This is a genomic window from Longimicrobium sp. (assembly GCF_036399255.1).
GTDB lineage: Bacteria > Gemmatimonadota > Gemmatimonadetes > Longimicrobiales > Longimicrobiaceae > Longimicrobium.
In genome coordinates this window covers 1-25,416 of sequence record NZ_DASWNM010000141.1, presented here as the reverse complement: position 1 = coordinate 25,416, position 25,416 = coordinate 1, and the positions used below count along the sequence as shown (strand labels likewise).

Here is a 25,416-nt window from a genome sequence, read left to right as displayed (position 1 = left end):
CGTCCCCGCGCACCGCACGTCCGCAACCGGAACGGCGGACGCGGCAGCCCGCCAGGGATCGCCAGACACCCCGGAGTGTCATTCCGAGGGAGCGCCGCGCGGAACCGCCCTCCACGCGAGGCCTGGCGCGCGGCCGAGGAATCTACCGTCTGCTGCTGGTGACGTTTCGCGCGTTGGGAACCCAGCGGCGACGTCGCCCGCACCGTCACCGACCACTCGGCGACCTCCCATCTCCCAGCAGTTTTGCCACGCAGGAGAGGTATAAACGTCGGCCAAAAACCTCCTGCGCGTTCCCGCAGTCGAAGCCCCGCTCGGCGAGCGCAAGCGAGCCGAGACGGGGCTTCTCGCTGTCCCCGCAACGAGTTTACCCGCTCCTGTGACGGGACTCACCGCGCCCGTTCACCCGTTCACCCGTTCACCCCTTCACCCCTTCACCCCTTCACCCCTTCACCCCTTCACCCCTTCACCCTCACCCCTCCTTATCCAGCCACCCCTTTCGCGCGAACCACGCCAGCAGCAGCAGGGCCGTCACGCCCATCAGCGTGAACACGAAGGGCAGGTCCCACCACCAGGCGCGGCGGGGGTGCTCCACGTCCATCCCGTACACGCCGGTGATGAAGCCCAGGGGGATGAAGATGGCCGCGAACACGGTGAGCACCTTCATGATCTCGTTCATGCGGTTGCTCACGTTGCTCAGGTACAGGTCCGTGAGCGACGAGCCCAGGTCGCGGTACGTCTCCACCAGGTCCAGTACCTGGAAGCAGTGGTCCGCCGTGTCGCGAAAGTAGACCACCGACTGCTCCGTGACGAACGGCCCCGGCTCGCGCACGATGTGGTTCAGCGCGTCGCGCATGGGCCAGACGGCGCGCCGCAGCGACATCAGCTCGCGCTTCACCGCGTGCAGCCGCGTCATCACGTCGCGCGACGGGCGGTCTACGATCTCGTCCTCCAGCGCGTCCAGCCGGTCCGCGTACGCCTCGGCCACGGGAAAGTAGTGGTCGACGATGGTGTCGATCACCGAGTACGCCAGGTAGTCCGGCCCGTTCTGCCGCACCCGGCCGCGGCTGGCGCGAATGCGCTGGCGCAGCGGGTCCAGCACGTCGCCCGGCCGCTCCTGGAAGGTGACGACGAAGTCGCGCCCCAGGAACACGCCCACCTGCTCCAGGTCCAGCTCCGGCGCCAGCCGCGCCATCCGCACCAGGACGAACAGGTGGTCTTCGCCGTACGCCTCGACCTTGGCCCGCTGCCGCACGTCGCCCAGGTCCTCCAGCGCCAGCCGGTGCAGGCCAAAGATGTCGCCGATGGCCTGCAGCGTGGGCGCGTGGGCCACGCCGTTGACGTTTACCCACACCACCGGCCACTTGCCGCGCATGTTCCGCAGCAGCCCCAGGTCGTCCACCGGCGCCTCGGTGATCTCGTGCGGGCCGTACGCCATCACCGTCATGGAGGGCGGCACGGCGCCGGGCTCGGACACCAGCACGCCGGGCTCGGACCCGGGCGCGGGAAGCGGGCGCCGGTGGACGGGCTCCAGCGGCGTGGCGGCCTGCAGAAAAGGCAGGCGGAACAGGTCCCTGCGGTTCACCTTCAAGCGTCCGGCTCCCGTCGCGAATCCGTGCTCGCGCTCATGGCATGGTCCGGCGCCTCAGGCGCTGCATGGGACAGGGGAGGCAGGCGTGCGGCCCGGTGTGGAGGGGCATGGCGTGGCATCGAGAATGCTGCGAGTTGTCTGGATACGTTGCTTCCTCCGCTCCGGGAGCCGCCCTGGCCCCGGAGCGGGACGTGTTCGCGGGACGGACCGCGGGGCTCCACCCACCACCTCATCCGGAGGGCGACATGAAGAAGATGAAGCTGAACCCCGAGCAGCTGACGGTCACCTCGTTCGCGACGGCCGGCGCGGCGCGGGAGGCCGGCACCGTCTTCGCCCGGCAGTACACCGCCTTTACCGACTGCAGCTGCGCGGGGACCTGCCAGGGCCACAGCTGTGATACCGGCTGCACGTGGACGTGGGAGGCCCCCAGCTGCTACATGACCTGCCCGCCGCAGTTCACCTGCGACACCTGTGACCACACCTGCAACAACTGCCGGTAATCCCGGATCCTGAAACAGAATCATCGTACAGGGGAACGGAGTCAGACAGGGAAAGCGAGTCCGAACCTCATGCGGGTCCTCTGTCCGACTCCGTTCCCCTGTACCCATGAAGGTGCTGTTTCCCGGATTCGGCACAAGGCTCTCCGGACGTGCGCGCGGGCCCCTCGCGGTCCGTCCGGCGCGCGCGCACGTCCGGGGTCACACCCCCGCCTCCTCCGTCTCCAGCGCCGTGCCCAGCACCTGGTCCAGCGTCTGCCCGCGGGCCTTTTCCAGCCGCGCCAGCCGCTTGCCGAACTGCGACAGGGCAAAGTCCCCGAAGTCCTCCAGCTTCAGCCCGAACGGGGGGACGGGGTAGGGCTCGAACACCTCGGCCACGATCCCCATCGCCAGCGGCAGCAGCGCGTTCAGCCGCCCCTCCACCGCCTCCCACACGTCGTCGCCGTGCTCCGCCACCAGGCGCGAGAGCAGGTAGACGCCGTAGGCGATGTGCCGCGCCTCGTCGCGGCGCAGGTGCCCGATCACCTGCTGCATCCCGGGCATGATGCCGTTTCGCTGCAGCATCTGGTCGTACGCGTGGTACCCCGTCTCGGCCAGGACCCCTTCGACGATCATGTTGTAGGTGACCGACGCCGCCGCCTGCGCCGCGGGCGACGCGTCGTGGCGCAGCCGCCCCATGGCCGCCGGCAGCTCGTCGCCAAAGAGCTGGCGGTACTGCGGGCCGTGGAAGCGGGACAGGTCCGTGCGCTCGTGCGCCACCTCGTCCAGAAAGCGGCGAAAGGCCTCCACGTGCTTGGCCTCTTCCCACAGGAACGAGGTCAGGTACATCTCCTCCTCCAGCCGCCCCTCCTGCGCCACCACCATCATCAGCGGCAGCAGGTCCATCGTCACCGACTCCTCGCCGCCCTGAAAGAGCGCGGTTAGCCGCAGCAGCACGTCGCGCTGCTCCTCGTCCAGACCGCGCCAGTCCTCCGCGTCGCGGGCCAGGTCGATGTCGCGCGGGTCCCACGTGCCCAGCCGCTTGGCCTTGTGCCACAGGCGCATGGGCGGCGAGCGGTGGTCGAGCCCCTGCGGGCTGGTGGAGCGGTAGGTCTGCGGCATTGGGGGAAGTGCGTGAGTGCGTGAGTGCGTGAGTGCGTGAGTGCGTGAGTGCGTGAGTGCGTGAATCGGATCACTCGGCGGCGGACGGAAAGGTGCCGCCCACCTCGCCGGCGGCCAGCACCATCTCGCGCGCGGCGGGGGCGTACTTGGCCAGCGTGAACAGGTTGCCGCGCGAAAGCTTCAGCTTGCCCTGCATCACCGCGCTGACGGGGTCCATCTCGTTCGCCAGCAGGCGCTTCCACTGCGCGGGGTCTGCGCGGAAGACGTAGGGCGCGGTTTCCAGGTCCTCCTCCGTGGCGACCCGCGCGCTCCGGCACTGGCCGTGGTGAATGTCCAGCCACACCGCGCGGTCCTCGTCCACGCCCTGCTCCGGGTCCGCCGACATCAGCAGCACCGCCGCGCCTTCCCACCCGGCGGCGGCCAGGCGATAGCTCTCGCGCTGGTTCAGCCGATCGCAGCAGGCCGCGCACCACTCCTCCGTGAACACCTCCATCCGCCCCTCCGTCTGGTTCTTCCTGGTTGCGGGATTGGGAAGATGCAGGGTACAGCGTCGGGCGGAGCGGCGAAAGGTGGGATGGGATGATCGGAGGCCGGCGGCCATTGCGCGAACCGCATCGCGGGGAGAGTGTATGCGCACGCGGGGCGACCGCCGCCCCGACGGACGGAACACGAAGACCTGACGATGATTCAGCTGACCGACGAGGCCCGCGCCAAGATCCAGTCCCTGGTGGATGCCGGCGCGGTGCGCGACCCCGCGCTGCGCATTGCCCTGGCCACCGGCCCCGACGGCGAGGCCCGCAGCCCCATGGACCGCGAGTACGCCATCTCGCTGGTGGAGCGCGAGGACAAGCAGAAAACGGAGATCGCCATCAACCTGGACGGCATCCGCGTTCTGCTGAACCTGGACACCAGCACCCTGCTGAGCGGCGCCACCATCTCGTGGTCCGACGCCGACGGCGGCTTTCGCGTGGAGACGCCGCGCCCCAGCCGCCCCGCCTCGCCGGTGACCTCCACCGGCGGCGCCGGCCTTTCCGGGCCGCTGGCGGAGCGCGTGCAGGCGGTGTTCGACGAGCTGGTGAACCCGCGCATCGCGGCGCACGGCGGCGCGGTGGAGCTGGTGGACGTGGCCGACGACGTGATCTACGTGCGGATGACCGGCGGCTGCCAGGGGTGCGCCGCGTCGGCGCTCACGCTGCGGCAGGGCATCGACCGCATGGTGCGCGAAGAGATCCCCGAGGTGCGCGACATCGTGGACCTTACGGACCACGACGCCGGCGTGAACCCGTACTACTGATCCGCATCACCCGGATACGGAAACGAGGAGGGCGACGGCCGGCTGCCGCCGCCCTCTTTCCGTTTCACTCCGGCGGCAGATCGTCATCCCGCCGATTCCGCAAAAGAACAGGCCTCACACAGAGTCAGCAGAGTCAGCAGAGTTTTCTCGTGCCGTTTCCTCTGCGACCCTCCGAAGCGCTGATCCGTGGTGAGCGGAGGCATGGCGCGCCTGTCGACGAGGCACGAGCCGGCGTCGGCTTTCGGGAACGGGAAGGAGATGGAATGCGGCAGGGGGCCATCCGCGTTTTTTCGGGAAGGCATGCGGATCGCCGGATGACCTCCGCAGCGCACCGGCACAGGCCGTCCACACCACCTGATGCGCGATCTGGTGAACCATCCACCCACTCCGCGGCCCGAGGTGAGCAGCACACCGATCGTACGCGGGGCTTTTTCTGGATTCCGTCCGTATCAAGCGCCGTCCGCCGCTCCCGCCGGGGCACGCGAGCCTGGCAGTGCGCAGAAGCCCTGTTCTTCGACGCCCAGCGCCGCGTTCATCCGGTTGAAGAAGTTCTCCGCCGCGACAGCCAGCGTCAGTTCCACCACTTCGCGCTCGCTGAAGTGCCGGCGAAGCTCCGCGAAGGTCTCGTCGGTCACGCGGCCGCCCACCATCGTCATCTCTTCCGCGAACGCCAGCGCGGCGCGGTCCGCCGGGCTGAACGCCGGGTCCGCGGCGTACGCGTGCACGTTCGACAGCTTCTGCGCCGGCACACCAGCCCGGGTGCCCAGGTGCTCTCCGTAATCCATGCACCACGCGCATCCGTTCAGGTGCGCCGCCAGGTGCATGGCCAGCGCGCGCACCTGCGGCGAGAGCAGCGTGCGCCCCTGCGAGAACGCCGACATCTGCACGTACGGCAGCAGCATCGGCGGACTGTGCGCCACGATCTGCAGGGGCGTAAAGTCCCTGCCCTCGCGCCAGCGCGCCGCGGCGTTCATCAGCCGGCCCAGGAGTCCGGCGCGGTTTCCGGAAAGCGGTGTGATGCGGGGCATGGGGGAAGTGCGTGAGTGCGTGAGTGCGTGAGTGCGAAAGTGCGAAAGTGCGAAAGTGCGAAAGTGCGAAAGTGCGAAAGTGCGAAAGTGCGAAAGTGCAGGGTACGTCAGGCACGGCGGATCCGTCCAGCGTCCGAACGTCCGTACCACTTCCGCACTCACGCACTTCCGCACTCACGCACTTCCGCACTTCCGCACCAAAAGAAGCGCGGGGCGCGAGCCGAAGCCCACACCCCGCTCACCCCTCCCCGCCCCACCCCGTGTTTCTTCCCCCCAACTTCCCCCGCCCGCCCCGCCTCAGCTCATCATCGCCCGCTGCGTCACGGCGGACGCCGCGTGGAGCCATCCTTCCAGCGCATCGGCCGCCGCGTTCTCCCACTCCGCCGGGATCGGAGACAGCCGCCGCTTTTCTCCACTGTTCTCGAAGCACAGCCAGCCGCCCTGCAGCCCCGGCGTCATCGCGTCTTCGTCACGGGACGAGGCGTACTGCGGAACCACGTTCCACACCCGCCACACCTGTCCCTGCGAATCGGTAAAGTTGCGTAGTGCCATGTCCCTGACTCCTTCGGGAACGATTCCGAAGGGCGCCGCCTATGCAGAGAGCGTGCCAGTCAGCTATCCCCAACCACCGCCCCGACAAGCACTTACAACATCCGTTCCCCGCTCACAGGCCGCGCCGGGCCCACGGCTCGTTGGCCTCAAGGCAGTCGATCAGCTCGATGTAGATGCGCCGCGCCGCCTCGGTAAAGGTCTCGTCGTCGGCCTGGGCGTACGGGGCCATCTCGGCGCGGATGCGCTCCGACAGCGTTCCCGTCTCGATCATCCGCGCCACCAGGTCCAGGTACGCCGCCTCGTCCTTGCGCACCGTCCTGCGCGCCGCGGCCAGCAGCGAGCGCAGCGCCCCCCGCGCGTCCGCCGCGCCGTCGCCGTCCCGGTCCACCTCCAGGTGCGGCGCCGCCACCCGCGCCGCGCTCCCGTCGCGGATGCAGGCGCGGAAGTCGGCCACCAGCACCGCGTGATCCGGCAGCGCCACCCGCCCCGCCGCCACCCGCGCCGCCAGGTGCCTGAGCGCCGCGCGGACGAAGACGGCGATGGCCACGTCCATCTTTACGCACTCCTGCGTGTCCAGCACCCGCACCTCCATGGCGCGCCGCGCAAAGCGCAGGATGGCGCCGCGGGTGTTGAAGAACTCGTGGCGGATGGCGCCCGTGTCCGGCAGCCGGTCCAGCGCCCGGTACATCGGCGCCAGGATGCGCTTCCTGTAGTCGCCAAAGCTGTCCACGTACTCCGGCACCAGCTGTCCGCACGATTCCGGGATGCGCGCCTGGTGCTCCAGGATCCACGCCAGCCGCCCGTCCACCGCCGGCTGCAGCTCGCCGTCGTACATCGGCGAGCTGGCGGCCAGCGCGGGAAGGTAGGGGATGAGAAGCGCGGCCGCCGTGTGCATGGCGATCGCGTCCACCTCGCGCCCCATGGGCAGGTTCAGGTGCGCCGCGTGCACGTTCATCCACCCGTGCGTGCGCACGTCGAAGAGCCGCGCGTAGGTGGTGTAGATGCGCAGCCCCGAGCGCGTCCACAGCTTTCCCTTCTTCGGGTTGAACCAGGGGTGCATTCCCGTGGGCATGAGCCGCGCGCCGAACTCCGCGTGCAGCACCGCGCTGAAGCGCTGGATCCCCTCCGCCAGCATCCGCTCCGCGTCGGCCAGGCTGCGGACGGGCGCCTGCGTCTTGATCTCGAACACGTGGTCCGCGATCTCGTTGCTGAACCCCACCGCCCCCAGGTCCACGTCCGACGTTCCCCGCCCCGCCAGGATGCGGAACGCCGGCTCCACCAGCGACACCACGTTCAGGTCGCGGTCCACCGTGGGGTACTCCAGCTCCATCCCCGCCACCTGGAACGGCCGGTAGTGCCGGTCCCCGCCGGACGACCGGCCGGCGGGGATCGGCTTGCGGGCGCGCTCCAGCAGCGGCGCGTCCGGCTTGTCCTCCGCCGGCGCGTCCCGGGCCGGCGCCTGCTCGATGCGCTTCAGAAAGAACTCCACCACGTCCTGGTAGATCGCCGTGCCGTCCGCGGCGTCATCATAGCCCACGTCCAGGTTGGGGTTGTCGTTCACCTCGATGACCACCGGCCCCTCCGGCGTCTCCTTGAGGTCCACCCCGTACAGCCCGTCGCCGATGAGCCGCGCCGCCCGCAGCGCCGTCTCGACCACCGCCCGCGGCGCCGTGTCGCGCGGCACCGCCTCGACGCGGCCGTAGCGCTCGTGCCCGGCGGCGGATTCGGCGCGCACCTGCCAGTGGCCGCGCGCCATGTGGTAGCGGCAGGCGAAGAGCAGCCGCCCGCCCAAGACCGTGATGCGCCAGTCGAAGTCCGTGGGCAAAAACTCCTGCGCGATCACCAGCGGCGAGCGGCGGAACATCTCCTCCGCCCGGCGGCGGAACTCCTCCCGCGACGCCACCTTGTGCACCGCGGCCGAGAAGGATCCGTCGGGAAGCTTGATGACCAGCGGCAGCCCCAGCGACGCCACCTCCTCCCACGGCGTCTGCCGGGTGACGATGCGCGAGCGCGGCATGCGGATCCCCTCGCGGCGCAGCAGCTCGTCCAGGAACACCTTGTTGCCGCAGCGGATGATGGACTGCGAGTCGTCCACCACCGGCATTCCCAGCGCCTCGGCCCGCAGCGCGAACTGGAATGCGGGCTCGCTGACGCCGGTCAGGGCGCGGATGAACAGCGCGTCGTACTCCGGCAGCCGGTGCAGCTCGTCGAGCCCGATGCGCCGCACGTGCACGTTCATCCGCTGCGCGATGCGCTCCAGCCGGTCCAGCGTCTCGGGGCTGCTGGGGCTGAAGACGTCGTCCGGATCCACCAGCACCGCGATGGACGCGCGCCGCTCCTCCCGCGGCGCCTCCTTGCCCCGGCGCACGATCCGCTTCTCGTCCGCCAGCGTCTCGCACAGCCGCCGCCGGTCCTCGTCCGCCAGCCGGTGCGGCGGCACGGGCACGATGGCGGTCACCTTCCACTCGTCGTCCTCGCGCACCAGCTGCAGGCGCAGCACGGGCGCCGGCCACTCGCGGTACACGGCCAGCGCCGTGGCGCGAAAGCGCGTGTCCGCCGCGCTGCCAAGGAAGACGAGCGTCTCCGCCGCCTCGTCCTCCCGCGCCGGCCGGCAGCTCCACTCGCCCCCCTCCTGCACGCGGACGATGGGAACGGGAAGCCCGCGCGGCGCGTCGTCTTCCTCCTCGTCGTCCGCGGCCGACGCGCGGGCGGCGCGGCGGCGGGCGCGCATCTCCTCCGGGTCCACCGTGGCAACGCCCGCCTCCTGCAGCGCGCGGAACAGCGCGTAGGCGTCGCCGAACGCCTCGCTCACGTCCACGCCGGGGATGGGGTGCTGCCCGCGCGCGTCCGCCAGCAGCGAGACGTAGTAGCCCTTGCTGCCGTACTTCCACGAGCGGCACAGGTTCACCACCACCGCGCCCGCCCCCGTGCATCCCTCCACCCCCTGGATGTACTGGTCGGCCGTGACGGCGAGCCCCGCCGGAAAGCCGCGGGCGTCCGCGGGGTACGAGACGACGGCGACCACGCGGGTGCGGCTCACGCGGCGGCCTCCCGCGGCCACAGCTCCAGCAGAACCGCGTCGTACGTCACGTCGCCCAGCAGGATGGAGTTGATGAGGCGCTGCCCGTCCACCACCTGCCGCCCGTCGGGCGAGACGGGGACGTGCCGCGAGGGGTCGCGCACCGAGAAGCGGCGCCCCCAGTGCTCGTAGCCCACGATGACCACGAAGTGGCCCGTGGGCTCGCCGGCCACGTCGTCCTCCACCAGCCGGTCGTCGTCCAGATGCCGCTCGCGCGCGTAGCCGTACAGGTAGGTGGCGCTCAGCCCGGCCAGCACCGGGTGGCCGCGGTCCAGGATGGAGCGCAGCAGCCCCGGCGACAGGTCGTCGAAGGCCAGCTCACCCCCCATCTCCAGGAAGTCCAGGTACGCCCGCGCCGCCCGCAGCCGCGTGGAGTCGGGGAGAAAGGGAAAGCGCGCGTGGATCTTTTCGGCCAGCGCCTCGCGCGGCAGCCCGTGCCAGGTGGGGTCGAAGATGCGCAGGTCGTACGAGTAGATGCGCGCGCCGAAGCCGCGCCGAAGCCCGGCGATGCCCAGGAACACGGCCAGCGTGCCCCCGTCCTCGTTGCGGTCGATCTCGCCCAGCACCTCGTCGGCGCCCACGCTGAGCCCGTAGAAGTCGTAGACCTTGCGCAGGCAGGTGGGCCCGCAGGTCACGTCGTCCGGCTGCAGGAAGTGCTGTACGCGCAGCTCGTGCGCAAAGCGGTCCTCCTGCTCCTGCCGGTCGTCCGGCGGCGCGTGGACCGCTCCAGTCGTCTCCGTCATCGTCTCCAGCAAATTTTCCCGATCCGCGGCCGCACGACGGGCCGCCGCGGCGGGACCCGAGCAACCGCCGTGCCGCCCCCGTCCGGAACGCGCCGGGTGATTGCCCGCGCGGGGCAGGGACTTGCGCGGGGGCTTGCCCGGGGTGCTACGTTGTTAGCGGCTCAAATCCAGACAACGTTGTCGCAGCCTCCCGCGTTCCCCCGCGTGGGAGGCCGGAGCGCTTCCGCGGGCCCGGGATGACGGACTGGACGGCGCCGGCCTCGTTCTCCCCGCGGGTGTTCCCAGCGTTTTGAATCCGCACGGTGTCCTGCAAGCGTACAGGAACGGCGGCAAGGGGACAGGGCGTGAAAGCGGTCTCTGGACGCCCGCGAGCACGCGCCGGAGCCGGGAGCGTGAACGGCGTAACCATGGCGCACATTTTGCGCCTAGTATCAAGAGTGTTGCAGATTGGAACCGTTTACACCATAGTAGGTGTATACGGAATGTTCTCGCCGAGAACGAGACGGATCGCGCCAGACCTTCCGGACCGGATCGGCGTGTAGCAGAAAGAGATTGGCGGCCGTCTCTGCACGAGCGCGAAGAGGCCGCGACACAACGGAATTGTGGCGTTTTGATCATTACCTGGATATAGTGTACAGGTTGATCGGCAACGCAAAACAAGGCACATCCTGCAAGGAGATATACGGGATGAAGAGCACCCGGTCCAAGGCGGCCGCGCCGCGTCTTCCCCGGCGGTGGCGCACCCCTCCCCCCCTTACCCGCGGCTCCGAGTCGCTGGAGGGGATGGAGATCCTGCGCGAAGTCGGCGGCGAGGTGGGGATCCTGCTGTGGCAGGCCTACCGGAACGTGATGTTCTGGGCCACCACCGAGCAGGGTGAGCGCGGGCGCCTGTTCTCGGCCGAGGCCGGGCGCAAGCGCGCGGCCGAGCTGGCCGAGGCGCGCATTCCCGACGAGCTGCGCGGCCCGCTGTCGGCCTTCGCCGACATGCTCTCGGCGCCCGACAGCACCAGCGGCGAGGCCATGGCGCAGGCGTGCACCGGCGTGGCCCGCTGGGCCGAGGACGAGGGGCACCTGAACACCGCCCTTGCCTACATGCAGGCCGCCTCGGTGGCGTCGCAGCGCAACGCGCGCCTGGCGCTGACGGTGGGCAAGCTGGCCCGCCGCCGCAACGAGCTGGCCCGCTCCGAGACCTGGTTCCGCCACACGGTGATGGTGGCGCGCCAGACCGGCGACTGGGAATCGTACTCCCGCGCCTACATCGCGCTGGGCAACATGCTCATCGCCCGCGGCAACCTGCCGGCCGCCGCCAAGATGCACATCAAGGCGCTGCGCGCCGCGCGCCGCAAGGGGCTGCAGCAGATCCAGGGCATGGCGCTGCACGACCTGTTCGTCATCGCCGACGAGCTTGGCCGCGACGAGCAGGCCGAAGAGTACGCACGGCAGGCGTTCCGCGCCTACGGCTCCTCGCACCCGTCGCTGCCCATCCTGGGCCACGACATCGCGTACTTCTGGATGCAGCGCGGGTACTTCGGGCAGGCGCTGGAGGTGTTCCAGCGGCTCGAGGGGCACGTGGAGGATGCACGCACGCGCCTGCTGCTGGCCTCCAACATCGCGCGCGCGGCCGCCGGCACCGGCAACCGCGAGCTCTTCCGGAAGGCCTGGACCCAGGTCTACCGGATGATCAAGGACCCGGAGCAGCAGGGGATCGTCGCCAACGCCACCCTGGAGCTCGCGCTGGGTGCCGCCGCCCTCGGCGAGTGGGACCGCGCCGAGCAGGCCGCCCAGGAGGCGCTGGAGCAGGCGATGAAGCTGGGGCAGGGCAAGGTGCGGTTCCGCGCCGAGTCGCTGCTGGAGTCGGTTGCCCGCGGCCGTACGGCGCAGGTGAAGATGTCGGAGAGCCGGCGCGCGCCCGTAAAGGTGGAGACGCTGGCCCACGACCTGATCCGCAGCCTGGACCAGGTGCCGTTTACGGCGGGGGTCTGAGGGCGACGAAGAAGCCCCCGCCAGCGATGGCGGGGGCTTCTTTTCTCATCCCGACAAATTGGAGCCAGGGCTCGGCTCGACCCGTGAGCCCGGCTCAGCCGCCCGATCCGCTCTGTCCGGTGCGGCACACCAGGGTGCCGTCGGCCGCGCGCTCGGTCTGGCAGCTGGTGTCCTGGGAGGGCTTGGCGGCGGGTTCGGCCTGGGGGCCCGTCACCGAGTTGCCGCAGGCGGCCAGGGTGGAAACGGTGAGGACGGCCAGGAAGAGCCGGGCGAGTTTCATCGTCGCTCCAGTGGGTGTGGGATGATGTTGGGTTTCTGATGGGCGGTCAGGATGGTGATTGCCCGAGGGGTGGCAGTAAGATGCACCCGGACACGGCATGCCGCCCATCCTCTTAGGCACTCCTACCGAATATTTCCAGACAGGTCATGGCCCCACCCCCTCGCCCCCTCCTCGTCATGCACACAAATGGTGCTTTCCGGGAGCGCGTTCGGCGGGTGAGCGGGCGCGGATACCTGTGCACCTTCGTCTCCAGCTGGGAGCGGCTGCGGGCCGAGGTCATCGCTTCGCCGCCGGCGGCCATCCTGGTGGTGGACCCCTACGCCGGCTCCGCACCCGAGTCTCCACAGCTTTCCTCCGAGCTGCGCACGCTGCTGTGGGAGTTCCCTTCGGCCACGGTGCTGGCGGCGGTGGAGCTGCGTGCCGGCTGCTCGCGGGACCTGCGCACGCTGGGCGAGTGGGGGGTCACCGATATCATCTCGCTGGCGGAGGACGACACCCACGAGGCCATCTACCGCCGCCTGCGCTCCATCGAGGGGCGCTCGCTGCAGCGGCTGCTGGAGCGCACCCTGCCGCCCATGCTGTCCGGGCGCACGCGGATGCTGATGATGACGGCGGCGGAGGTGGTGGCGGTGGGCGGCAAGGGGCGGGACCTGGCGCGCCGGCTGCACCTGTCGGAGCGGACGGTGCTGCGCTGGGCCGAGCGCGCGGGGCTGCCGGCGCCCCGGCGGCTGCTGGCGTGGATGCGGATCCTCCTGGCGGCGTCACTGCTGGACGATCCCGGACGCTCGGTGCTGTCGGTGGCGCACGCCTGCGGCTACTCGTCGGACAGCAGCCTGCGGCGGGCCATGCAGGACTTTCTGGGCACCGGCCCGTCCGCGCTGCGGCGCGAGGGGGCGTTCCCCATCGCGGCGCGCGTGTTCCTGGAAGAGCTGGCCCAGACCCGCGCCGCCGGGCGCGACCGGCACTCGCTGCGCTTCTGAGTCCCATAGACGCGATCCGTGGGAAGAAAAATCGGGCGGCTCCTTGTCGGGGCCGCCCGCTTCCTTCGCCCCAAAGAGGGCTCTGTCCGGCGATGAGCTTGCCGCGAACCACGGTGCGGGCTGCCGCGTCCGGGCTCGAGCAGTCCGCGAGTAGATTTCTCGGCCCTGCGACCGGCGGTGCGAGGGGCTGAGACCGGGGTGGCCGGGCCTCGGAATGACAGACTCTCCTCCACGGCCGTCGCGTGCCTGGCCGATGCACTCCGGAGCCGCGGCTGGATTGTCAGGCCGCGGCGTTCCAGTCGAAGAGGACGGGGTGCCAGCCGGCGCCTTCCACGGCCAGCGCGCCGACGTAGCCGGGGCCGGGCTCCAGCGCCAGCATGGTCCAGCGCTCCGCCTCGGCGGGGTTGCCGCGGGTGCGCAGGATGCGCGCGGGCTCGCCGGGCGCGAACGCCACGTCGAAGCGGTCCAGCGGCATCGACAGCCCCTCGCCCACGGCCTTGATGTACGCCTCCTTGCGCGTCCAGCAGCGAAAGAACGCCAGGTCGCGCACGTCGTCCGCCAGGGCGGCGAACACCTCGTTCTCCGGCGCGGAAAAGAAGCGGCGCGCGATGTCCATCCCGTCGGGCATGGGCTTGAGCTGCTCCAGGTCCACGCCGAGCTCGCGGCGCACCGTGACGGCGTAGAGCGCCAGGTCGCCGGAGTTGGAGACGTTGAAGCGGATCCCCGCCGCCCCCGCGGCGCCGTCCAGCTCCGGCTTGCCGTGCGAGCCCTCGCGGTACGCCAGCGCGGCGGGCGGCAGACCGGTGTAGCGGGCCAGGATCTCGCGCTGCACGCCGCGCCCGGCGACGAACGCGGTGCGGTGCTGCGGAAAGTGAAAGCGGGCCGCACGGGCCCGCTCGTCCGGGGAGAGGGTCGCCTCCAGCCGCGCCAGCACCTCGGCCGGCGGGCGCAGCGAGGCCCGCCAGACGTGCACCGCGTCCGGCGCCAGTGCCAGCGGCCCCGCGGGGGCGGGCGGCCAGGCGTCAGCCATGCGCCGCCCGCGGGCTCAGCAGCCCCCGCAGCTCACGCGACAGCTCGGCCAGCACCAGCGCACGGTTTCCGTTGATGAAGAAGTGGTCGCCCGGGAACATCTTCATCTCGAACCGGCCGGACGTCTGCTCTCGCCACGCCGCGACCTCGTCCTCGTCCACCTCCATGTCGCCCACGCCGCCGTAGGAGCTGATGGGCAGGTCCAGCGGCGGCTCGGGAAGGTAGCGGTACGTCTCGCCCAGGGAGAAGTCGGCGCGCAGGAGGGGCATGATGAGCTCCATGATCTCCTCGTTCTGCAGGATCTCCTCGGGCGTGCCGGCAAAGCGGCGAAGCGCGGCGATGAACTCGTCGTGCGGCAGCTGGTGGATGGGCGGATCCAGCAGCGGCAGCTGCGGCGCGGGGCGGCCTCCCACGAACAGGTGCAGCGGCATGGGCCCGCCCTCGCGGCGCAGGGTGCGCGCCAGCTCGAACGCCATCAGCCCGCCGTTGCTGTGGCCATAGAAGGCGAACGGCTTGTCGAGGTGCGGGCGCAGCTCGCGGTGCATGGCCTGCACCAGCTGCGCCAGGTCGCCGATCGGCGTTTCCATCAGGCGGCCCTCGCGGCCGGGAGGCTGCACGGCCACCACTTCCACCTCGGGCGGCAGGTCGCGCGCCCAGGCCGAAAAGACGGTGGCGCCGCCGCCGGCGTACGGAAAGCAGAACAGCCGCAGCCGGGCGTTGGGGTTGCGGCTGGGATAGATGGCCCAGCCGTTCAGCGGGGATCGGTTCACGGTCTCTGGCTCAGCGGGTGCGACAAGGACGCCGAATCGAGCTGCACGATCGACGGCAGGTACGGATTACGACCCGGATGGGCGGCGCGCGGTCCATCCGGGGAGCGAACGATCCCAGATCCTGAAAAAGAATGATCGTACAGAGGAACAGAGGCAGACAGAGAAGCGAGCTGAAATATCATCCTGGCTCCTCAGTCTGATTCTGTTCTTCCGTACCCATGGAGGTGTTGCTTTCCCGGGTCCGGTACAAGTTCGCCGAACGACGTCACGAAGTTCGCCTGCGCGGACTCGGCGGCCCGGCGGCGCATGACTTCCTGACCGCGCCCCGATCTGTCATTCCGAGGCGGGAGCGCACACCCCGGATCCTCCCTGGCCACGGAACCCGGTGCGCGACCGAGGAATCTACTATCCGTCTGCTCGCGGCCCGCGGCGACGCGCCGGACTGGCCCTCTCGGGCGGTTTCGCCGCCGCGGCCGTGGTGCGGGCTGCCGCGTCCGGCGTCGAGCCGGCGGAGAGTAGATTCCTCGGCCCTGCAACCCGCGGCATTCGTCCGTGACAGCGTGGGCGGGCCTCGGAATGACAGACCCTGTTTCATCCAGCAGGATGCGGTTGAAGCCCCGCGCGGTTTGCGGGGCTTTCCGCGGTCGTTGCGGCGGCTTCAGCCGCTCCCGCGGACGGCTTCTTCCACGGCCCAGCGGCCGAGGGTCACCTGCTGGATCTGCGTGCTCCCCTCGATGATCTCCATCACCCGCGTGTCGCGCAGGTAGCGCTCCACGGGGTAGGCGGCGGTCAGGCCGTTGGCGCCGTGAATCTGCACGGCGGACAGGGCGGCGCGGGTGGCGGCGACGGAGGCGAAGTGCTTGGCGTGGAACACCTCGCGCCCGGCCTGCGCGTCGCCCTGGTCGCGCAGCCAGCCGGCGTGCAGGCACAGCAGCCGCGCGGCGCGGTAGTCCGTGGCCATCTGCGCCAGCATGGCCTGCACCAGCTGGTGCTCGGCGATGGCGGCTCCGCCCTGCACGCGCGTGCCCGCGTACGTGGCGGACGCGTCCAGGCAGGCGCGGATGATCCCCACGCTGCCGCACGCCACGCTGTACCGCCCCAGCTCCAGTACCGAGAGCGCGACCGCCAGCCCGAAGCCGGGCCCGGCGAGCCGGTTCTCCTTCGGCACGCGGACGCCGTCGAAGGTGATCTGCGCCAGCATGGAGGCGCGCGTGCCGCTCACCTCCAGCGGCGCGACGGTCACGCCGGGCGCGTGCAGGTCGACGAGGAGCGCCAGCGGCTTGCCGTCCGCCTTCGCGAAGCAGAGGAGCACGTCGGCGATCTGGCCGTACGTGGTCCACTTCTTGGTGCCGCGCAGCACGTACGCGTCGCCGTCCAGCTCGGCCGTGGTCTGGATGGCGCCGGCGTCGCTCCCCACCTCGGGCTCGCTGAGGCCGAAGGCGCCGATCAGCTCGCCGCGCGCCATCCGCGGCAGCCAGACCTCCCTCTGCGCGCGGCTGCCCCAGCGCAGCACGCTGAAGCAGGCCATGGAGTGCACCGTCACCAGCGAGCGGATGGACGAGCAGCCGCGGCCCAGCTCCTCGTTCAGCAGGCCAAAGGTCACGGCATCCATCCCCCCGCCGCCCAGCTCCGCGGGGACCACGGCGCCCAGAAAGCCGGCCCGCGCCATCTTCGCGACGACCTCGGGCGGGGTGGCGCCGGCGCGGTCCCACTCGCCCGCGAACGGCGCCACCTCGCGGTCCACCCACGCGGCGAAACCGCGGCGCGCGGCTTCCTGCGCCGCGCCCAGGCCGGTGCGCAGCCGGTCGTCCACGGCGGGCGCGTCGAGGGGTGCGGCGGGGGCGTCCAGCGCCGGCACGGGGGCGGTCAGACCGCGGCGCCCTGCTTGCGCTCCACCAGCGCCGCGATGGCGTCGATCGAGCGGAAGTTGTCGATGTCCAGGTCGTCGCTCTCCACCGTGACGCCGAAGGTGGTTTCCACGAACTGCACCAGCTGCATGGCGAACATGGAGTTCACGAACCCGGTGGCGAAGATGTCCTCGCCGTCGCCCAGGTCGTGGCCGCGCACGAAGCGGGACACGAAGTCGCGGATCTGTTGCTTGTTGTCCATCGGAACGGCAGGGAACAGGGAACAGGGAATAGGGAACAGGGAACAGCGGGACCGATCGGCAGGGTCTCCGTGTTCCCTCACACCTTCGTACCGTCAGTCTGTCACGCGGCCGCGGAGGCGCCGGCCGCCGGCACGCCGTAGTCGAAAAAGCCCCGGCCCGTCTTGCGGCCGTGCAGCCCCGCGTCCACCATCTTCCGCAGCAGCGGGCAGGGGCGGAACTTGGGATCGTTGTAGCTGTCGTACAGCACTTCCAGCGAGTACAGGATGGTGTCGAGGCCGATCAGGTCGCCGGTGGCGATGGGGCCCATCTTGTGCCCGAAGCAGGTGACGAAGATGCGGTCGATGTCCTCGGCACTCGCGACGCCGTCCATCACCTCCCAGATCGCCTCGTTGATGGTGAGCATCAGCACGCGGTTGCTCACGAAGCCCGGAAGGTCGTTGACGACGATCCCCTCCTTGCCCATCTGCCCCAGGAAGCGCAGCGCCGTGTCGATGGTCCCCTGCGACGTGTAGAAGCCCCGGATGGTCTCCACCACCGGCTTGAGCGGCACCGGGTTCATGAAGTGCATCCCCAGCACCCGGTCCGGCCGGCGGGTCCACCCCCCGATGCGCGTGATGCTGATGCACGAGGTGTTGGCCGCAAAGCAGGCGTGCGGCGGGCAGACCTCGTCGAGCACGGGGTAGATGCCCTGCTTGACCGCCACCTTTTCCGTGGCGTTCTCGACCACGAAGTCGGCGTCGGCGAACGGCGCGTAGCCGGTGGTAAAGGTGATGCGCTCCAGCACCTCCGCCGGCGGAGGGCCGCCCTTCTGCTTGGTGAAGAAGCCGTGAAAGCGCAGGTTGCGCTCGATCTCGGCGCGGGCGGCGGCCAGCACGTGGTCGCTCAGGTCCAGCAGCACCACGCGGTGCCCCGTCTGCGCCAGGTTCTGCGCCACCCCCACCCCCATCACGCCGGCCCCCACCACGCCGATGGTGCGCAGCGGCGTGGACGGGCCCGGGTCCGACTGTTCGATGTCCGGCATCGGCGGCTGCTTGTGGTTCCGTGGATATGGATACGGACGAGCCCGCCGTCGGGGCGCCGGCCGTCGCATCCGGCCGGGGCCCCCTCCGGGCTCGCATGGCTCGCCCCGCCTTTCCCGGAAGCGCCGGGCAAGGCTGGGCGAGGCCGGCGGATCGGGGCTCGATGAGCGACCCTCCCCCCCGGGCCGCCTCCTCCCGCGCAGACCGCGCGGAGAGGCGGAGAATTCCGTCGAACGCCGGCAGGCCACGTCGCGCCCGCCCCGCTCCGCGAAGGTCGCGGAGAGGGCGGACGCGGTACGGGACCGTCCGGCGCGGCGAGGCGTTACGCCTGCGGCTGCCGGGCGGCGTCCTCTTCCATCTTCTTGCGGAGCGAGAGGGGGCGCATGTCGGTCCACACCTCCTCGATCCAGGCCAGCACCTCGGGCTTCAGGCCGCTCTTGCCGGCCTTGTTCCAGCCCAGCGGCAGCTCGCGGTCGGCGGGCCAGATGGAGTACTGCTCCTCGTGGTTCACCACCGCCTCGTAGATGGTCGTATCCTCGCGGTCTTCGTTGCTCATGGCTCTGCGCGTAGTGGAAGGGTGTGGAACGGGAACGTCAGGCGCCCGCCGCCGCCGGCTCCAGGCCGGGTGCGGTTTCGGGGGCGGGTCGCACGGGTGCGGCGTCGGGGATCTCGTCCTCCAGCCGGCGCACGCGGGGGTTCAGGTACAGCAGCACGCTCATCAGCATCACGAACGAGCCGATCAGCACGAACATCAGCCCGATGCCGCGCCCCGGGCCCACGCCCAGCACGCGGCCCACGCTTCCCGCCAGCGCGCCGCCCGGCATCAGCAGCGGGGAAAAGACGCGCTCGGCGATGGGGCCGCAGGCCAGCGCGGCGATGGGCATGGTGCTGAGCGCCAGCATGCGCCGGATGGCGAACACGCGCCCGATCATGTGCTTGGGCGTCTTGCTGAGCCAGATGGCCTGGCTGCACCCGGCGGCAAAGGGCCCCACCAGCAGGTTCAGGAACATGGCCGCCGTCACCAGCAGCAGCGACGGGCGCATGCCCATGGCCACCAGGCACGCGGTCGACACGACCTGCCCCACCACCAGCCCCCGCACCTTGCGCCGGGGGCCGCCCCACGCGCTCAGCGCCAGCCCGCCCAGCAGCAGCCCCACGCTGCTGATGGACACCGAGGCGCCCAGCTCCGCCGGCGAGGCGAACGAGAGCACCAGCGGGCTGAACAGCGGGTTCACCATCCCCGTGAACAGGTTGATGATGGGAAAGTAGATGAGCAGGTACAGCAGCGCCGGCCGGTCGCGGACGAACGCCCACCCGTCGTGCGCCTCGCGCAACAGGCTGCGGCGCGGCTCGGGCGAGGGCGGCGGGTTGGGGATGCGCACCGCCAGCAGCGTTCCGAACGCCACCAGGAAGGTGGCGAAGTCGATGGCCAGGATTCCCCACAACCCGATGGTGGTCACCAGCACGCCGGCGACCAGCGGGGTGAGGATGCCGGCGATGGCGTCGCTGGTCTGCATCATCCCCGAGGCGCGGGCAAAGTGCCGCTGGGGCACCAGCATGCTGATGGCGGCGGTGAACGCCGGCGTCTGGAACGAGGCCAGCGCCGACCCCAGCGCCGAGATCACGAACAGGTGCCAGAGCTCGAACGCGCCGGTGTACAGCAGCACCGCCAGCACCAGCGTCATCAGCGCGGCCAGCCCGTCGCTCCACACCAGCACCGCGCGGCGGTCCCAGCGGTCCACCAGCGCGCCGGCGAACGGGGACATCAGCACCGTCGGCACGGTGGCGGCAAAGAACAGCAGGCCGAACGCCTCCACCGACCCCGTCTCCTGGTAGATCCAGACGGGGAGCGCAAACCCGGTGAGCCCGGTGCCCAGCGACGAGACCAGCTGGCCCAGCCAGATCACCGAGAAGGTGCGCATCTCGGCCATCACCCGCGTAACCGGCGGATCGGGCTGGGCGGTGGGAGTGGGGTTCACGCTACTCGCGAAACGGAAACGGGGCGCTGCCCCGCCACGGGCGGGGCCGTGCCCGGACTCGGGCGGCCGCGGGGCGCGCGACCGGCGCCCATGCGATTGGATGAGCGGCCAATCTAACACACTTGCCGCACCTTTTGGAACACCCGCCCGGCCGTCTTCGCGAAACACGAGCGAACTCGTCCGCTGTTTACAGGATATTTCACCGCGGATCGTCCCCGCCGTCCATCCCCAAGCTCCTTACCGGCCGCGTTGGGCACACCGAAAAAGCCCTCAGGCGTCCGTCTCTTCCAGCAGGGCCAGCGCCTCTTCGTCCGAGAGCGAATCCAGCCAGTCCAGCCGGTCGTGCAGCCCGGCGTCGCCCGCCCGCTCGGCGGCGACACGCTGGGCCAGGCCGCGCACGGTGGGCGCGTCGAACAGCGCCGAGACGGGAAGCCGCACCCCCAGCGCCTCGTGGATGCGGTTGACGACGCGCACGGCGCGCAGCGAGTGCCCGCCCAGGGAGAAGAAGCCGTCCGTCGCCCCCACGCGCTCCAGCCCCAGCACCTCGCGCCACGCGGCCGCGATGGCCCGCTCCTCCGGCGTCTCCGGGGGCACGAAGCCCTCGTCCGTTTCGGTGGACGCGGGCGCGGGATCGGGAAGGGCGCGGCGGTCCACCTTGCCCCCCGGCGCCAGCGGCAGCGCGTCCAGCGGAACGATGGCCGACGGCACCATGTACGCCGGCAGCCGCTCCGCCAGGGCGGCGCGCAGGGCGCGGACGTCCACCGCCGCGCCCGCCCGCGGCACCACGTAGGCGGCCAGCACGCGCTCGCCGGACGCGTCCGCGCGCGCCACGACGACGGCGTCGTGCACCGGGGGCTCGGTCCGCAGCGCGGCCTCGACCTCCCCCGGCTCCACGCGAAAGCCGCGCACCTTTACCTGCTGGTCGGCGCGGCCCAGGAACTCCAGCGTGCCGTCGGGCAGCCAGCGCGCGCGGTCGCCGGTGCGGTACATCCGCGCGCCCGGCGCGCCGCCGAACGGGTCGGGGACGAAGCGCTCCGCCGTGAGCGCCGGGCGCCCCACGTAGCCGCGCGCCACCCCGTCGCCACCCACGTACAGCTCGCCGGGGACGCCCAGGGGCACGGGGTGCAGCCGTTCGTCCAGCACGTACGCGCGGCTGTTGGCCACCGGCCGGCCGATGGGGACGGACGGTGCGCGGGGGGGAAGGGCGCCGACCACGTGAAAGGTGGAGTAGGTGGTGTTCTCCGTGGGCCCGTACAGGTTCACGAGCCGGCCCGGGCGCCCGTGCTGCACCACGCGCCGCACGGCGTCCGGCGCCGCCGCCTCGCCGCCGAACAGCAGCTGCCGCAGCGGGGCGAACGTCTCCGGCGCCTCGCGCGCGACCTGGTTGAAGAGCGCGGTGGTCAGGAACAGCGTGCCGATCCCCCCCTCGCGCACCCGCCGCCCCAGCGCCACCGGCGACAGCAGGTCGTCGCGCGCGATGCCGGCCACGCACGCGCCGTTCAGCAGCGCGGCCCACAGCTCCCAGGTGAACGCGTCGAAGCTGGCGGTGGAGCCCTGCCCCACCCGCTCCCCCGCCCGCGGCGCGTAGTCCGCCGCGCGCGCCAGCCGCACGATGCCGCGGTGGGTGATCCCCGTTCCCTTGGGCGTGCCGGTGGACCCCGAGGTGTAGAGGACGCACGCCAGCGCGTCCGGCGTGGCGGGCGGCGGAAGCGACCGATCGGCATCTTCAAGAGACTGATCGGTCCCGTCCTCCGTGCGAATCACCGGCCCGCCGAACTCCGCCAGCGCGGGGGGAGGCGCGTCCGCCACCAGCAGCGCGGCGACGTCCGCGTCCTCCATCATGAACGCGAGACGCGCGGCCGGATACTCCACGTCCAGCGGCACGTACGCCGCGCCCGCCTTCAGCACGCCCAGCACGGCGGCGATCAGCCCCGGCCCGCGCTCCATCGCGACCCCCACCCGCGCCTCTGGGCCCAGCCGCAGCGCGAGCAGCCGCCGGGCGACGGCGTCCGACGCGGCGTCCAGCTGCGCGTACGTGGTCGTCCGCCCGTTCCACTCGGCCGCCGCCGCGTCCGGCGTCCGCGCCGCGTGCTCGGCGAAGAGGGCGTGGACCGTGGCCTCGCGCGGGTAGTCGGCGTCCGTGCGGTTCCACGCGCGCAGCACCCGCCGCCGCTCGTCCCCGTCCGCCAGCGGCGCGGCGCTCACGGGGCGCGCGGGGTCCGCCAGCAGCGCGGCCAGCAGGCGCTGGTAATGGCCCCACATCCGCTGCACCGTGTCGCGGCGAAAGAGGTCGGTGGCGTACTCCCAGATCATCGCCACCTCGTCGCCGGCCGCGGCGTTCTGCTGCGCGCGGGGGATGACGATGACCTGCAGGTCGAACTTGGCCGTCTGGTTGCCCAGCGCCTCCGTCACCTCCAGCTCCACGCCATCGAGCCGCAGCTCCGGGTACGGCGCGTGGTGCATGTTGAAGGCGTGCTGAAAGATGGGAAGGCGGTCCATCGCCCGCTCCGGCTGCACCGCGTCCACGATGCTGGCGAAGGGCACGTCCTGGTGCGGATACGCCTCCAGCGCCGTCCGCCGCACGCGGTCCACCAGCGTCAGGAAGTCCGGGTCGCCGCGGAGGTCCGCGCGCAGGGGGATGACGTTGACGATCATCCCGATCAGCTCCTCCGACTCCCGCAGCCGCCGCCCCGCGGAGCCGCCGCCCAGGACGAACTCGTCTTCCCCGGTGTAGCGGCGGACGAGGGCCTGGAAGGCGGCCGCAAGCGTCATGTACAGCGTAACGCCGTGCGCCCGGCTGAACGCGTCCGCCGCGCGCGCCACCGCGGGGTCCAGCCGCACGTGCAGCGACTCGCCCGCGAACGAGATGCGCGCGGGGCGCACGAAGTCCGCCGGCAGGTCCAGCACGGGGGGCGCGCCGGCCAGCTTGCGCCGCCAGAAATCCAGCCCCTCCGCCGCCTCCGGGCTCTGCATCCACGCGCGCTGCCACACCGCGAAGTCGCCGAACTGCAGCGCCGGCTCCGGCAGCGGCGAAGATTCCCCACGGGCGAAGGCAGCGTAGAGCGCCGTCAGGTCGCGCAGAAACACGCCGAACGACCAGCCGTCGTGCACCAGGTGGTGCTCCACCACCAGCAGCACGTGCTCGCGCTCCCCCGTGCGGTACAGCGTCCATCGCACCAGCGGCAGCGCGCCCACGTCGAAGGGCCGCGCGAACTCCTCCGCGTACCGCCGCTCCAGTTCCTCTGCCGAGAGATCGCGGGCGTCCACCACCGGCAGCTCCACCGTCCAGGGCGCGTGGACGGCCTGCATGGGCTGGCCGCCGATCTCCTGGAAGGTGGTGCGAAAGATCTCGTGGCGCCGGACGATCTCCGCCAGCGCGCGCCGCAGCGCATCCGCGTCCACCTCGCCCCGCATGCGCAGCGAGGCCTGGAACTGGTACGAGCGCATTCCCGGCGACAGCCGCTCGAAGAACCACACCGCCTCCTGCGCGGGAGAGAGCGGCAGCGGCCGGGTGCGGTCCACCGGCTCGATCCCCTCCGCCGGGGGCGCCGCGCCGCGCAGGGCACGCTCCACCTCCGTGGCCAGCGCCTCCACCGTGGGCGCCTGGAAGACGGCGGGGAGCGGCAGGGCCACGCCCAGCGCGTCGCGCAGCCGCGCCACGATCTGCACCGCGCGCAGCGAGTGCCCGCCCAGCGCGAAGAAGTCGTCGCGCACGCCCACGCGGCCCACCCCCATCACCCCCGCCCATATCCCGCAGAGGATCTCTTCCACCGGCGTGCGCGGCGCCACGTACGCGTCCGCCTCCGCGCGCTCCAGCCCCTCCGGCGCCACGAGGGAAAGCCGGTCGATCTTGCCGCTGGGGGTGCGCGGCAGGGCGTCCAGCGCCACGAAGGCCGAGGGCACCATGTACGCCGGAAGCCGCGCGCGCAGAAAGGCGCGCAGCTCCGCGCCGGCGACACCGGCGGGCGCCGTCCACGCCACCAGCCGCGGCTCGCCCACCCCGTCCACACGCGCGGCGACCGCGGCCTCGGCCACGCCGGGGTGCGCGGCCAGGGCGGCCTCCACCTCTTCCGGCTCCACGCGAAAGCCGCGGATCTTCACCTGCCGGTCCATGCGGCCCAGGCAGTCGTACTCGCCGTCCGGCCGGCGCCGGCCCAGGTCGCCCGTGCGGTACATCCGCGCGCCGGGCATCTCCGAAAGCGGATCGGGCAGGTAGCGCTCCGCCGTGAGCGCCGGCCGGCCCAGGTAGCCGCGCGTGACCCCCGCGCCAGCCATGAACAGCTCGCCTTCCGCCCCGTCCTCCACCGGCCGCAGCGACGCCGGGTCCATCACCCGCACCGCCGACCCCGCCACCGGCCGCCCGATGGTGACCGGGTGAACGGGTGAACGGGGGATGAGGGCGCACGTAGAGTACGTCGTGTCCTCCGTGGGGCCGTAGAGGTTCAGGATGCGCTCCACGGCCGTCCCCGCGTACAGTGCGTCGGCCAGCGCGCGGGGCACCGGCTCGCCGCCCAGCGCCAGCATGCGGAGGGTGGCCGGAAGGGCGCCCTGCCGCAGCAGCTCCGCGGCGGCGGTGGGCACCATGCTGGCCAGGCGCACCGGCTCGCGGACGGCGGCCAGCGCCAGCGCGTCGTCCACCAGCACCAGCGTCCCCCCCCAGCACAGCGTGCCGAACACCTCGGCCACCGACACGTCGAAGCAGACGGAGGTGGCACAGGTGGCGCACGCCCGCTCCTCGTCCGAGACCGTCTCCCGCAGCCAGTGCAGCACGGCGGACGCGCTGCGGTGCTCGATCAGCACCCCCTTGGGCCGGCCGGTGGATCCGCTGGTATGGATGACGTACGCCAGGTTCTCCGGCCGGGCGAGCGGATGCGGATCGTCCTCCGCCGCGCCGTCCATCTCCCCGTCCGCATCCACCACGGTCGTCCGCCCCCCGTGCGGCGGAAGGCGGTCCGCCACGGAGGCGTGGGTGACCACCACCGGCGCCCGCGTGTCGTCCAGCATCGCCCGCACCCGCTCCGGGGGATAGGCGGGGTCCAGCGGCACGTACGCGCCGCCCGCCTTCAGCACGCCCAGCATGGCGGCCACCAGGTCCGGCACCCGCGGCACGAAGAGCGCGGCCGGCACCTCGGGCCCCACGCCCAGGGCGCGGAGGCGGTGCGCGATGCGGTTGGCGCGCGCGTTGAGCGCGGCGTAGGTGACGGAGGCGCCAGTGTGCACCAGCGCCACGCGGTCCGGCGTGGCGGCGGCCTGGCGCTCGAAGAGCGCGTGGATGGGGGGGACGTCCACGTCCGCCCGCGGGGATGCGGTGGGAAGATCGTGAGACACGGCAGGGAAGGGCCGAAGGCGAAAACGACGGAATACGGCGAGGAGGGGCGGGCCCC

General features: G+C 71.6%; 20 protein-coding genes. 4 read left to right on the top strand and 16 right to left on the bottom strand.

Features of this window, described 5'->3' with window-relative positions; all coding sequences use genetic code 11:
- Positions 1-469: 469 nt before the first annotated feature.
- On the bottom strand, positions 470-1,582 hold the full coding sequence (corA, locus tag VGC13_RS26490; protein WP_331128333.1) for a magnesium/cobalt transporter CorA: 1,113 nt from the start codon (positions 1,580-1,582) through the stop codon (positions 470-472).
- A 251-nt stretch (positions 1,583-1,833) separates the two neighbouring features.
- Between corA and VGC13_RS26485 the strand changes: the two genes are divergently transcribed.
- Positions 1,834-2,088, top strand: coding sequence for a hypothetical protein (locus tag VGC13_RS26485; protein WP_331128332.1), 255 nt, complete (start codon positions 1,834-1,836; stop codon positions 2,086-2,088).
- Between the two features lie 198 nt (positions 2,089-2,286).
- Here VGC13_RS26485 and VGC13_RS26480 read toward each other — a convergent pair whose 3' ends face one another.
- Complete coding sequence (locus VGC13_RS26480; protein ID WP_331128331.1) at positions 2,287-3,186, bottom strand: R2-like ligand-binding oxidase; 900 nt, start codon at positions 3,184-3,186, stop codon at positions 2,287-2,289.
- A 70-nt stretch (positions 3,187-3,256) separates the two neighbouring features.
- Positions 3,257-3,679, bottom strand: a complete 423-nt coding sequence (locus tag VGC13_RS26475) for an SCP2 sterol-binding domain-containing protein (RefSeq protein WP_331128330.1) — start codon at positions 3,677-3,679, stop codon at positions 3,257-3,259.
- A 189-nt stretch (positions 3,680-3,868) separates the two neighbouring features.
- Here VGC13_RS26475 and VGC13_RS26470 point away from each other — a divergent pair, with 189 nt between their 5' ends.
- Complete coding sequence (locus VGC13_RS26470) at positions 3,869-4,480, top strand: NifU family protein (RefSeq protein WP_331128329.1); 612 nt, start codon at positions 3,869-3,871, stop codon at positions 4,478-4,480.
- Between the two features lie 449 nt (positions 4,481-4,929).
- Here the strand turns inward: VGC13_RS26470 and VGC13_RS26465 are convergent, their stop codons facing one another.
- From VGC13_RS26465 to VGC13_RS26450, 4 genes are all read right to left on the bottom strand, one after another.
- A complete protein-coding gene (locus VGC13_RS26465; RefSeq protein ID WP_331128328.1) occupies positions 4,930-5,508 on the bottom strand; it encodes a carboxymuconolactone decarboxylase family protein in 579 nt (192 codons plus the stop codon).
- A 297-nt stretch (positions 5,509-5,805) separates the two neighbouring features.
- Positions 5,806-6,060 (bottom strand): hypothetical protein, encoded by a 255-nt coding sequence (locus VGC13_RS26460; protein ID WP_331128327.1) that lies wholly within the window; start codon positions 6,058-6,060, stop codon positions 5,806-5,808.
- Between the two features lie 112 nt (positions 6,061-6,172).
- Positions 6,173-9,100: a glutamate-cysteine ligase family protein gene (locus VGC13_RS26455; protein ID WP_331128326.1), complete on the bottom strand. Its 2,928-nt coding sequence runs from the start codon at positions 9,098-9,100 to the stop codon at positions 6,173-6,175.
- Positions 9,097-9,882 carry a hypothetical protein gene (locus VGC13_RS26450; protein ID WP_331128325.1) on the bottom strand — a complete coding sequence of 262 codons (786 nt, stop codon included), beginning with the start codon at positions 9,880-9,882 and terminating at the stop codon, positions 9,097-9,099. Before VGC13_RS26450 ends, VGC13_RS26455 begins: the two co-directional genes overlap by 4 nt.
- 687 nt (positions 9,883-10,569) lie before the next feature.
- On the opposite strand from VGC13_RS26450, the gene VGC13_RS26445 reads away from it, so the two are divergent.
- Complete coding sequence (locus tag VGC13_RS26445; RefSeq protein WP_331128324.1) at positions 10,570-11,865, top strand: hypothetical protein; 1,296 nt, start codon at positions 10,570-10,572, stop codon at positions 11,863-11,865.
- A 94-nt stretch (positions 11,866-11,959) separates the two neighbouring features.
- Here the strand turns inward: VGC13_RS26445 and VGC13_RS26440 are convergent, their stop codons facing one another.
- A complete protein-coding gene (locus tag VGC13_RS26440; protein WP_331128323.1) occupies positions 11,960-12,145 on the bottom strand; it encodes a hypothetical protein in 186 nt (61 codons plus the stop codon).
- 215 nt (positions 12,146-12,360) lie between these two features.
- On the opposite strand from VGC13_RS26440, the gene VGC13_RS26435 reads away from it, so the two are divergent.
- A complete protein-coding gene (locus VGC13_RS26435) occupies positions 12,361-13,125 on the top strand; it encodes a helix-turn-helix domain-containing protein (protein ID WP_331128322.1) in 765 nt (254 codons plus the stop codon).
- 280 nt (positions 13,126-13,405) lie between these two features.
- On the opposite strand, the gene VGC13_RS26430 is transcribed toward VGC13_RS26435, so the two are convergent.
- The 8 genes from VGC13_RS26430 to VGC13_RS26395 form a co-directional block, all read right to left on the bottom strand.
- Positions 13,406-14,155: a 4'-phosphopantetheinyl transferase family protein gene (locus VGC13_RS26430; RefSeq protein WP_331128321.1), complete on the bottom strand. Its 750-nt coding sequence runs from the start codon at positions 14,153-14,155 to the stop codon at positions 13,406-13,408.
- Positions 14,148-14,924 carry a thioesterase II family protein gene (locus VGC13_RS26425; protein WP_331128320.1) on the bottom strand — a complete coding sequence of 259 codons (777 nt, stop codon included), beginning with the start codon at positions 14,922-14,924 and terminating at the stop codon, positions 14,148-14,150. The genes VGC13_RS26430 and VGC13_RS26425 overlap by 8 nt, the downstream gene beginning before the upstream one ends.
- Before the next feature lie 658 nt (positions 14,925-15,582).
- Positions 15,583-16,782 carry an acyl-CoA dehydrogenase family protein gene (locus VGC13_RS26420; RefSeq protein ID WP_331128319.1) on the bottom strand — a complete coding sequence of 400 codons (1,200 nt, stop codon included), beginning with the start codon at positions 16,780-16,782 and terminating at the stop codon, positions 15,583-15,585.
- Positions 16,783-16,790: 8 nt separating this feature from the next.
- A complete protein-coding gene (locus VGC13_RS26415) occupies positions 16,791-17,033 on the bottom strand; it encodes an acyl carrier protein (RefSeq protein WP_331128318.1) in 243 nt (80 codons plus the stop codon).
- Positions 17,034-17,134: 101 nt separating this feature from the next.
- Complete coding sequence (locus VGC13_RS26410) at positions 17,135-18,055, bottom strand: 3-hydroxyacyl-CoA dehydrogenase family protein (protein ID WP_331128317.1); 921 nt, start codon at positions 18,053-18,055, stop codon at positions 17,135-17,137.
- A gap of 320 nt (positions 18,056-18,375) precedes the next feature.
- Positions 18,376-18,609: an MbtH family protein gene (locus VGC13_RS26405; RefSeq protein WP_331128316.1), complete on the bottom strand. Its 234-nt coding sequence runs from the start codon at positions 18,607-18,609 to the stop codon at positions 18,376-18,378.
- A 37-nt stretch (positions 18,610-18,646) separates the two neighbouring features.
- Entirely contained in the window at positions 18,647-20,032 is a 1,386-nt protein-coding gene (locus VGC13_RS26400) for an MFS transporter (RefSeq protein WP_331128315.1), read from the bottom strand.
- 270 nt (positions 20,033-20,302) lie between these two features.
- Entirely contained in the window at positions 20,303-25,360 is a 5,058-nt protein-coding gene (locus VGC13_RS26395) for an amino acid adenylation domain-containing protein (RefSeq protein WP_331128314.1), read from the bottom strand.
- Between the last annotated feature and the right edge of the window lie 56 nt (positions 25,361-25,416).

Coding starts and splice junctions, on each gene's coding strand:
- VGC13_RS26485 (WP_331128332.1), top strand. CDS start 1,834: ATGAAGAAGATGAAGCTGAACCCCGAGCAGCTGACGGTCACCTCGTTC.
- VGC13_RS26480 (WP_331128331.1), bottom strand. CDS start 3,186: ATGCCGCAGACCTACCGCTCCACCAGCCCGCAGGGGCTCGACCACCGC.
- VGC13_RS26475 (WP_331128330.1), bottom strand. CDS start 3,679: ATGGAGGTGTTCACGGAGGAGTGGTGCGCGGCCTGCTGCGATCGGCTG.
- VGC13_RS26470 (WP_331128329.1), top strand. CDS start 3,869: ATGATTCAGCTGACCGACGAGGCCCGCGCCAAGATCCAGTCCCTGGTG.
- VGC13_RS26465 (WP_331128328.1), bottom strand. CDS start 5,508: ATGCCCCGCATCACACCGCTTTCCGGAAACCGCGCCGGACTCCTGGGC.
- VGC13_RS26460 (WP_331128327.1), bottom strand. CDS start 6,060: ATGGCACTACGCAACTTTACCGATTCGCAGGGACAGGTGTGGCGGGTG.
- VGC13_RS26450 (WP_331128325.1), bottom strand. CDS start 9,882: ATGACGGAGACGACTGGAGCGGTCCACGCGCCGCCGGACGACCGGCAG.
- VGC13_RS26445 (WP_331128324.1), top strand. CDS start 10,570: ATGAAGAGCACCCGGTCCAAGGCGGCCGCGCCGCGTCTTCCCCGGCGG.
- VGC13_RS26440 (WP_331128323.1), bottom strand. CDS start 12,145: ATGAAACTCGCCCGGCTCTTCCTGGCCGTCCTCACCGTTTCCACCCTG.
- VGC13_RS26430 (WP_331128321.1), bottom strand. CDS start 14,155: ATGGCTGACGCCTGGCCGCCCGCCCCCGCGGGGCCGCTGGCACTGGCG.
- VGC13_RS26415 (WP_331128318.1), bottom strand. CDS start 17,033: ATGGACAACAAGCAACAGATCCGCGACTTCGTGTCCCGCTTCGTGCGC.
- VGC13_RS26410 (WP_331128317.1), bottom strand. CDS start 18,055: ATGCCGGACATCGAACAGTCGGACCCGGGCCCGTCCACGCCGCTGCGC.
- VGC13_RS26405 (WP_331128316.1), bottom strand. CDS start 18,609: ATGAGCAACGAAGACCGCGAGGATACGACCATCTACGAGGCGGTGGTG.